At 72.0% G+C, this 9,370-nt stretch carries 6 protein-coding genes; 2 read left to right on the top strand and 4 right to left on the bottom strand.

Going from position 1 to position 9,370, the window contains the following annotated elements; all coding sequences use genetic code 11:
- Positions 1-792, bottom strand: a 792-nt coding sequence (locus ACXJKG_RS16125) for an alpha/beta hydrolase (RefSeq protein ID WP_456846761.1), incomplete at its 3' end; no start/stop codon positions are given.
- Between the two features lie 489 nt (positions 793-1,281).
- Here ACXJKG_RS16125 and ACXJKG_RS16130 point away from each other — a divergent pair.
- The gene (locus tag ACXJKG_RS16130; protein WP_456846762.1) at positions 1,282-4,071 is read left to right on the top strand and encodes an AAA family ATPase; all 2,790 of its coding nucleotides are present in this window, start codon (positions 1,282-1,284) and stop codon (positions 4,069-4,071) included.
- On the opposite strand, the gene ACXJKG_RS16135 is transcribed toward ACXJKG_RS16130, so the two are convergent.
- The gene (locus ACXJKG_RS16135; RefSeq protein WP_456846763.1) at positions 4,068-4,730 is read right to left on the bottom strand and encodes a sigma-70 family RNA polymerase sigma factor; all 663 of its coding nucleotides are present in this window, start codon (positions 4,728-4,730) and stop codon (positions 4,068-4,070) included. The genes ACXJKG_RS16130 and ACXJKG_RS16135 overlap by 4 nt on opposite strands.
- A gap of 209 nt (positions 4,731-4,939) precedes the next feature.
- Positions 4,940-5,527 (bottom strand): redoxin domain-containing protein, encoded by a 588-nt coding sequence (locus ACXJKG_RS16140; protein WP_456846764.1) that lies wholly within the window; start codon positions 5,525-5,527, stop codon positions 4,940-4,942.
- A 286-nt stretch (positions 5,528-5,813) separates the two neighbouring features.
- Here ACXJKG_RS16140 and ACXJKG_RS16145 point away from each other — a divergent pair, with 286 nt between their 5' ends.
- Positions 5,814-8,243: a glycoside hydrolase family 2 TIM barrel-domain containing protein gene (locus ACXJKG_RS16145; RefSeq protein ID WP_456846765.1), complete on the top strand. Its 2,430-nt coding sequence runs from the start codon at positions 5,814-5,816 to the stop codon at positions 8,241-8,243.
- A gap of 21 nt (positions 8,244-8,264) precedes the next feature.
- On the opposite strand, the gene ACXJKG_RS16150 is transcribed toward ACXJKG_RS16145, so the two are convergent.
- On the bottom strand, positions 8,265-9,251 hold the full coding sequence (locus ACXJKG_RS16150) for a hydroxyacid dehydrogenase (RefSeq protein ID WP_456846766.1): 987 nt from the start codon (positions 9,249-9,251) through the stop codon (positions 8,265-8,267).
- Positions 9,252-9,370 lie beyond the last annotated feature (119 nt).

Here is a 9,370-nt window from a genome sequence, read left to right on the forward strand (position 1 = left end):
CCCGTAGGCCACGCCCTCGTCGCGCAGCACGTCGTTCTCGTCGACGATCAGGAACGCCTCCGGCAGGCCCGCCAGCTCCTCGAGCGTGGCGCGCAGTGGTGACGCCGTGATCTGCGAGCGCACCTCGTGGTCCGGCGCGTAGGCGTCCCAGAACCACGCCATGGCCTTCGCGGTGAGGTACGGCCCGTCGGCGAACTCGCGGTAGCTGTCCGTGTCCTGCGCGGCGTCGGTGACGGGGTAGTACATCGACTGGTGGACGAAGGTGACGTCCCCACGCTGCTTGGCCAGGAGGGTCAGCGCCGCGGTCATGTTCCCGCCGACGGAGTCGCCCGCGACGGCGATCCGGTCCGGGTCGAGGCCCTCGGACGGACCGTGGCGGGTGATCCACTGCGCTGTGGCGTACGCCTGCTCGATCGCGACCGGGTAGCGCGCCTCGGGGGAGCGGTCGTACTCGACGAACACGACGGCGGCGCCGACGCCCACGGCGAGCTCGCGGACGAGACGGTCGTGCGTGCCGGCGTTCCCCAGGACCCAGCCGCCGCCGTGGACGTACAGGATCGCGGGCAGGAATGCGGGTGCACCGATCGGCTTGACGATCCGCACCCGGACGTCGCCGACCTCGGCGGGCACGTCGATCCACCGGTCGTAGACGGGCGCCTTCTCCACGGCCGCTGCCTGGACGTCGTCGAGGACCTTGCGGGCTCCGTCGGGCCCCAGCTCGTAGAGGAACGGAGGCGTCGAGGTGGCGTCGGCGAACGCCTGCGCCGCGGGTTCGAGGATGGGTGTGCTCATGGTGGTCGTCCTTCTGCTCGAGTGGTGATGACCCGACCTGCGAGGCGGTGGGTCTGCAGGACCGACCGAGCTGATGCCGACGCTGTGACATCTGGGCACCGAGGGTGGCCAGGGTCACGTCGCCGGTCGAGCCATGCGCATGGGAGCCGGCATGCCGAGTCCCGAGTCCTTCCCCTGAGGGAGAGGACCCGGGACTCGGTTCCGGCGGCGGGTGGGACCAGTCGCGTTCTGCTTGATGCGTACCCCCGAGGGAGCCATCTGAAACCCGGTGCTCCCGCTCCTACGTCGCGACTCGACCGGAGAGCCGAGGCACGTGCGATGCCTCGCTGTTCACGTCACGGATGACCGAGGTGCACAGGTCCGTGTGACACCAGGCCCCGGGGTGCGTCGAGGTGTTCGGCCTGGCTCGGTCGCTCTAGGCTCGTCGGTGCTGCACCGGTTCGGCAGGAAGATGCGCATGCCACGCCAGTCCCGAAAGCCGTCCCTCCCGTGAGCGCGGGCGAGATCGCGCGCACGTCACGCGTCCGCGCGATGCCGCTCCTCGGCCGGGACCGCGTGCTGGCGCCGCTCCTGACGCTCGTGGCGCGTGCGCGCGAGGGCCACAGCGGAGCGCTGGTCGTCGCCGGGGGCGCGGGCATCGGCAAGACCGCCGTCCTCGATCGCGTCGAGGCCCTGGCCGGGCCGAACGTTCGTGTCGAGCGGATGGCCGCCTCCGAGAACGAGATCGACCTCGCCTACGCCGGCCTGCAGCTGCTGTGCGGGCGCATGATGCCGGCAGCGGCACGGCTCCCGGTCGCGCAGCGCGAGGCTCTGGAGATGGCGTTCGGTCTGCGCGCCGCCAGTGCGCCGCACCCGTTCGTCGTCGGGTTGGCGGTCCTCGGCCTMCTCACCGCGACCGCGGCCGAACAGCCGCTCCTGTGCATCGTCGACGACGCGCAGTGGCTCGACGAGGCGTCGGCGCGTGCCGTCGCCTTCGCGGCCCGCCGGCTCGACGCCGAGGGGATCGCGATCGTGGTGGCGATGCGGCAGGTGGACGAGCACTTCTCCGACCTCCCGCAGCTCGTCGTCGAGGGCCTCGGCGACCAGGACGCACGAGAGCTGCTCCGGCTGTCGCTTCCCGGCGCCATCGACGATCGAGTCCGTGACCAGCTGATCACGGAGTCCCGCGGGAACCCGTTGGCGCTGCGGGAGCTACCACGAGGTCTCAGCCCGACCGAGCTGGCCGGCGGGTTCGCGCTGGCCAGCGCCCTGCCGATCGAGCGCCGCATCGAGCAGAGCCTGCTCGCCCAGCTMGAGCCGCTGTCCGAGCAGACCCGGATGCTGCTCCTGCTCGCGTCGGCGGACCCGACGGGCGACGCCGGTCTGCTGTGGCGCGCGAGCACGCAGCTGGGGCTGGGCCCGGAGCACCTGGATCTCGCCGCGCAAGCCGATGCCCTGGTGGTCGGGACGCGGGTCGAGTTCCGTCATCCGTTGATCCGCTCGACGGTCTACCGTGCTGCGTCGGCGGACGACAGGCGAGCCGTCCACGCAGCGCTCGCCGACGCCACGGACGCCGATCGGGACCCGGACCGGCGTGCCTGGCACCGGGCGAGCGCGACCACCGGGCCGGATGACGACGTGGCGGCTGACCTCGAGATGGTGGCCGAACGTGCACGCACGCGCGGCGGGGTGGCGGCGGCCGCGGCGTTCCTCGAGCGCGCGGCAGAGCTGTCGGTCGCGCCTGCGAGGCGGGCCGAACGGCTCATCGCGGCGGCGGGGGCCAAGCTCGATGCCGGGGCGCCGGAGACCGCCCTGCGACTGTTGGACAGCGTGCGGGACCAGCCGCTGACGCCTCTGCAGGAGGCGCTGGTCGGTCGCCTGCGTGCGCGGGCCGGATACGCGCTGCGGCGCGATCGCAGCGCCCCGAGGCAGCTGCTCGCCGCGGCGCAGATGCTCGAGCCGCACGACCGGGACCTGGCGCGCGTCACCTACATGGAGGCCTTGTCCGCCGCCCTGTACGCCGGCCGCCTGGGCGAACCGGGAGCGGTTGCCGAGGTTGCGGAGGCCATCCTCCACGCCACCGAGCACGACGACTCCGACCGCGCGCAGGACCTGATCCTGCGCGGCCAGGCACTGCTCTCCGCCGCCGGCCAGGAGGCTGCGCTCCCGACCGTGCGCCGCGCGGTCCGTGCCTTCGTCGAGCAACCCCCGCAGGCGTTCGAGCTGCACTGGATGTGGTTCGGGGGCCGCGCCGCGCAGGACCTCTGGGACGCCGAAGGTCTCCGCACCCTCGCTCACCGGCAGGTCGAGCTGGCCCGTGCCGGCGGGGTCCTCACCGTGCTGCCGATGGCCCTCAGCCTCCTGATGGTGGCGCGGACTTTCGACGGGCACCTGGACGAGGCCGAAGCCATCTGCGACGAGATCGATGCCATCTTGTCCGTCACCGGTCAGCCGCTGCCGAAGTTCGGGCGGATCTTCGTCCCGGCATACCGCGGGCAGGTGGAGGAGGTCGAGCGACGCGCGAAGGAGCTGCGGGTCGACGCGAACACGCGTGGCGAGGGATACGCGCTCACCGTCGCGAACCTGGCCGAAGCGCTGGTCTACAACGGCGCCGGGCGCTACCGCGACGCGCTGGCGTCGGCACTCGGCGAGATGCCGTACACGCACGAGCTCGGTCACGCGATGCGCACCTTGCTCGAGGTCGTCGAGGCGGCGACGCGCACCGACGAACGCGTCGTCGCAGAAGAGGCGGTCGAGAGGCTGGCGAGCGTGACACGGCCCGTCGGCGACAGCGACTGGGCGCTCGCCTTCATGGCGATGGCCCAGGCGCAGCTGCGGGAAGGTGCGAGGGCCGAGGAGCTCTACCGGGAGGCGATCGAGCGCTTCCAGCGGATACGGGTCCCGATGCTCGTGGCGCGCAGCCAGCTCCTGTACGGGGAGATGCTGCGACGCGCCAACCGGCGGATCGACGCGCGCGTTCAGCTGCGTGCCGCCTACGACGGGCTGGTCGCCCTGGGGATGAGCGGCTTCGCTGACCGAGCGCTCCAGGAGCTGAGGGCGACCGGCGAGACCGTGCGCGGGCGCGCGGCGGACCTGGTGAACCCGCTCACCGACCAGGAGCTCGCCGTCGCGCGGCTCGCGCGCGACGGGCTCACCAACCGCGAGATCGCAGCGCGACTGTTCCTCAGCGCCCACACCGCGGACTACCACCTGCGCAAGGTGTTCGTGAAGCTCGACATCCGGTCACGTTCCGAGCTCAAGGACGCGATGGCCGACGACGGCACTCACGGCGTGTCCTAGGCGATCAGTCTCGTCGTCGCGCCGGTGGCCGCATCCGCAGCGAGGAGCTGCTCGAGATCGAGGAGGTCGCCCGAGCGAGCGGCCGTGACGAACGCGCGCACCAGGCGGCGGTGCACGTCCGCGTTCACCGACCTCGGCGGAGTTGTGTGCAGACGCCCTTGTGCTCGACTGACCAGCTGTCGCACGTTGGCGACGTGGAGACCCAACAGGTCGGCGATCGTCCGGTACGGGTAGTCGAAGCACCTGCGCAGGACGAACGCCGCTCGCTCGGTGGGGTTCAGGTGCTCGAGAAGTACACGGATCGCCCGCTCCACTCCGTCGGCTCGTTCGGCCGCCTCGAGCGGCTCCGACTGCGGGTCGACCAGGGTGCCGGCAAGGTCGTCCAGCCACGCGCTCGCGGCGGCCTCGTGCCTGACCCTGGCCGACTGCAGGACGTTGATCGCCACCCGCGTCGTGGCGGTGGTCAGGAACGCCGCGGGGTTCCGGACCTGCTCCCGGTCGACGCGCTGCCAGCGGATCCACACGTCCTGGACGACGTCCTCCGCGTCACTGGCGTTGTTCACGATCCGGTGAGCGATCCCGACCAGGCGATGCCGCTGCGAGACCAGGACTGCGGCTGCGTCGCGGAGTCCAGGATCTGCCGTCGTCGTCGGGGTCATGTCAGGCCGCCTTCTGCTCGTCGATCGGGCGTCCCATGCCGCCCACAAGCACCGTCGTCCTCGACGTCACGCCGTCGCGTCCCTGGCCCACGTGGTCGACCACGTAGTGCCGGACTACGAACGCGCGCGAGGCCCGCACTCACGCGGACGTGCCGAAGGCCCCTGCGCGGGGACGCGCAAGGGCCTTCGGTCGTGTGTGCCGCCGGCTCTCAGCCCGTGGGCTGCACGACCGTCTCGCTCCAGCCGTAGAACGGCGTGCGGTCGCCGGAGTCCCAGCGATCCCGCAGACCCGGTGCTGTGAGGTCCCAGTCGGGGCGGATCTCCCGGGTCACCTCGCGCAGGTCGTGCCACAGGTCGACGGTCGAGGGCCGGCCCCAGAACCAATAGCCGTTGTAGAGGGAGTGCACGACGAGCCCAGGCTTGAGCACGAGGGTGTGCGGGATCATCGGGTCGTCCGCGAGGTCGGTGTACTCCTGGATGTCGAGGTCGCGCTGCACCGTCCGTCCAGGGTCGGAGAGGAACGGCCACCGCGCACCCACCGCGTCGCGGAACTCCTGCGCACCGCGAGGAGTGTCCGGTGTGATGGTCGCGACGCGGGTGTACGCCACCGCGATCTTGGGATAGAACGCAGCGAGGTCCAGGTGCTGCTGGTGCTCCTTGGGACAGTAGGCGCCGCGCGCCAGCGTGAGGATCATCGGGTCGCCGCCCTGGATCTCGCTGAGCCGGCGCAGGGTGTTCGTGTGATCAGGCAGTTCGTAGTCAGGGAACGTCGCGCCCGGGACGATGTCAGGTCTCATGGTCACTCCATCGGGTGAGCGCCCGGTCTCGGTCACCGGGCGCGGGCTGGACGCCCACGCCGCACGCCGAACTGGCAGCGGCCGTTGCACGAGCACCAGTTCTGCCGGGAGAACGGGTCCTCGTCGCTGGGTGTCTCCCTCACCGACCACCGAGCAACGACGGGTGTGACACGTCGCGGACTTCCGCATCCCAGCGTGCGTCGACCTGAGACAGCTTTCTCCGCCCTACTCTGGGCTCGCGTCGCCGCGCGTCCGTGCGTGGACCCCGAACGACCCGGAGGACCTGATGTCGGTCATCACCCTGGCGGACGGGTGGCGTTGCCGCCGGCCGCTCGGTCCGTTCGAGGCGTTCGAGGGGACCGGGGCGCAGGTCACCGCGGTGCGGCTGCCGCATGACGCGCTGCGCGACGCCGAGCGCTCGGCCGACGTGCCGGCGCGCGGCAGCGCCGCGTACTACCCGGCCGGGGCCTTCACGTACCTGCGGACCGTGGACGTCCCGGCGGGATGGGCGGGGCGGTCGGTGCGGCTGGAGGTGCAGGGCGCGTTCCGTCGCGCGCAGGTCTTCGTCAACGACGAGCTGGCGGGCAACCGGGCCGATGGATATGCGCGGTTCTTCGTGGATCTGACGCCCTACCTGCGGTTCGGCGCCGCGAACGAGGTGCGGATCGAGGTGCGCTCGGGCCAGGACTCGCGCTGGTACTCCGGTGCCGGCCTGCACCGACCCGTCCTTCTGCACGTCGACGACGCGGTCGCGGTCGTGCCCGACGGGGTGCGGGTGACCACCGTGCGGGTCGAGGACGACCAGGCGGTCGTGGAGATCGCCACCACGCTCGCGAACGCGGGCATGACCACGGCGGCCGTCGTGGTGCGGACCGACGTCGCTGACCTCGACGCGGCGGTGGTCGACGCCGACACCGCGCCGGTGACGCTCGCCCCGGGCGAGACGGTGCTGGTGCGCCAGCGGATGCTCGTGCCGGACCCGGCGCTGTGGAGCGTGGATCACCCGGCCCTGTACACCGCGACCGTGCGGGTGGAGGTCCCTGACGCGACCGAGGCGACGGATCCGCGCACGGTGTCGTTCGGCATCCGGACGATCAGCGTGGACGCGCGCAAGGGTCTGCGGATCAACGGTGAACCCGTCCTGCTGCGCGGCGCGTGCCTGCACCACGACAACGGCCCGCTCGGTGCGGCGGCGTTCGGCCGGGCGGAGGAGCGCCGGATCGAGCTGCTGAAGGCGGCCGGGTTCAATGCGATCCGCGGCGCGCACAATCCCGTCTCCGTGGCGATGCTCGATGCGTGCGACCGGCTCGGGATGCTCGTGATGGACGAGGCCTTCGACAGCTGGACCCGCGCCAAGACGACCTACGACTACGCGTTCGAGTTTCCCCAGTGGTGGCGCGAGGACCTCGCCGCGATGGTCGCGAAGGACCTGAACCACCCGAGCGTCATCATGTACTCGCTGGGCAACGAGATCGCCGAGGTCGGCACCCCGCACGGCTCACGGCTGGCCAGGCAGATGGCCGAGCATGTGCGCTCCCTCGACCCGACCCGCCTGATCACCAACGGGGTCAACTCGGTCCTGGCGGTGATGGACGAGCTGCCCGCAGTGATCGAGGCCCAGGGACTGAACGAGGCGATGGCCCAGGACATCGGCGGGGCCATGTCTGCGCTCGCCGCGTCCGAGGCGGTGACGCGCCGGACCGCCGAGTCGCACTCGGTGCTCGACGTGGTCGGGCTGAACTACGGCGAGAGCCGCTACGCGCTGGACGCGAACCTGTTCCCGCACCGGGTGCTCGTCGGCTCGGAGACGTTCTCCACCCAGATCGGCAGGCTCTGGCCGATGGTCCAGGAGCACTCGCACGTGATCGGCGACTTCACCTGGACCGGGTGGGACTATCTCGGAGAGGTCGGCATCGGTTCGACCGCCTACGCCGAGGATCCCGAGGCCGTGCCGGGGCTGGAACGCGAGTACCCGTACCTCACGGCCTGGTGCGGCGACCTCGACCTGACCGGCTGGCGACGCCCGGCGTCGTTCTACCGCGAGATCGTCTTCGGCCTGCGCACCGAGCCGTACATCGCGGTCCGGCGCCCCGAGCACCACGAGCACCACGTCACCATCCAGTCACCCTGGGCGTGGAGCGACAGCGTCTCGTCCTGGACGTGGCCCGGCTACGAGGGCAGCCCGGTCACCGTCGAGGTCTACGCCGACGCCGACCACGTCGAGCTGCAGCTGGACGGCACACCGGTCGCGCGTGCCGAGGTCGGTGCCGAACGCCCCCGGACCGCCGTGCTCGAGACGCGGTACACGCCCGGCGAGCTCGTGGCCKTCGCCCTCCGGGATGGCGCCGAGGTCGGCCGCACCGCACTGCGCACGGCCGGGCCGGTCACCCTCACCGCCTCGGCCGACCGGCTGGTCCTGCGCGACGACGCCGACGACCTCGCCTACCTGGCGATCGAGCTTCGCGACGACGCAGGAGTGCTGGTGACCGGCGCAGACCGCCCGGTCACCGTGCACGTCTCCGGCGCCGGCGAGCTCGCCGGGATGTGCTCCGCCAACCCGCGCACGACCGAACGGTTCGCCGACAGCACCTGGCGGACCTTCGACGGCCGGGCGTTGGCCGTCATCCGACCCACGAGGCAGGGGGAGATCGCCGTGGTCGTCAGTGCCGAGGGCCTCGGCGAGCAGGCGCTCACCTTGTCGGTCCGACCAACCTGATCGGCGATCACAAGGGCGCGCTCAGGCGATGTGCGCGAGGTCGTCGGCGCGCAGGGCGCGTGCGAGCGGTCTGCCGTCGACGAGACGCTCCAGCTCGTCGAGGGCTCCGTCGGTCATGGCCAACGTCTCCGAGCCCAGGGATCCCGCGACGTGCGGCGTGAGCATGACGTTGGGCAGGTCGTAGAGCGGGCTCGACGCGGGCAGGGGCTCGGGGTCGGTGACGTCGAGGATCGCGTGCAGACGTCCGGCGACGCACTCGGCCTCGAGGGCGGCCGTGTCGACGAGGGATCCCCTCGCCGTGTTGATGAGCGTCGCGCCGTCCGGCAGGGCCGCCAGCTCGGGAGCGCCGATGAGGTGGTACGTCTCGGGCAGCTGCGGGGCGTGGATCGACAGGACGTCCAGGCGGGGGAGTGCCTCGGCGAGACCGACCAGCCGCGCGCCGGCCCGTGCGACCTCGTCCGGGTCGGCGTACGGGTCGACCACCAGGCACGTCACGTCGGGGAGCCGGTTCACGGCCAGCCGCACGACCCGACGACCGATCCGGGAGAAGCCGACGACGCCGACGGTCCGGCCGGTGTTGCTCAGCGGTCCGCGGCCCGCCCTGTACGACCAGTCATCCCGGTACCGCCGGGCGTCGGCGGCGAGGAACGGTGCCTTCTTGCCCGCCATCACCATCGCCGCGAGGGTGAACTCGGCGACGGGGTCGGCGTTCAGGTCGGCGCTGCTGGAGACCACGACGCCGCGGTCCCACGCGGCTGGGGCGACGATCCCGCGCACGGTTCCCGCGCAGTGGAGGACAGCGCGCAGGGAGGGCAGGCGGGACAGCTCGGTGTCGCCGACCAGCGGGGTGCCCCAGCCGGTCAGCAGGACCTCGACCTCGGCCAGACTGTCGGCGACGGCGGGGTCGTCGAGCGAGTCGACCCACGTCACCAGCCCGTCGCGGGACAGCCGGCCAAGTCGCGCACGGCGGCGGTCGTCGAACTGCAGCTCCCAGGCGTCACGCGACATCACGACGAGCGTCCTCGGCAGCTCGCGTGTCACCGCGACCACGGCCGCAGGTCGGCGAGGTCGAGCACCGGCTCGGGCCGGTGCACGCCTCGCGGGCGGTAGCCCAGCTGGTCGGAGAC

The sequence above is a fragment of the Cellulomonas sp. P5_C6 genome, from assembly GCF_054049635.1.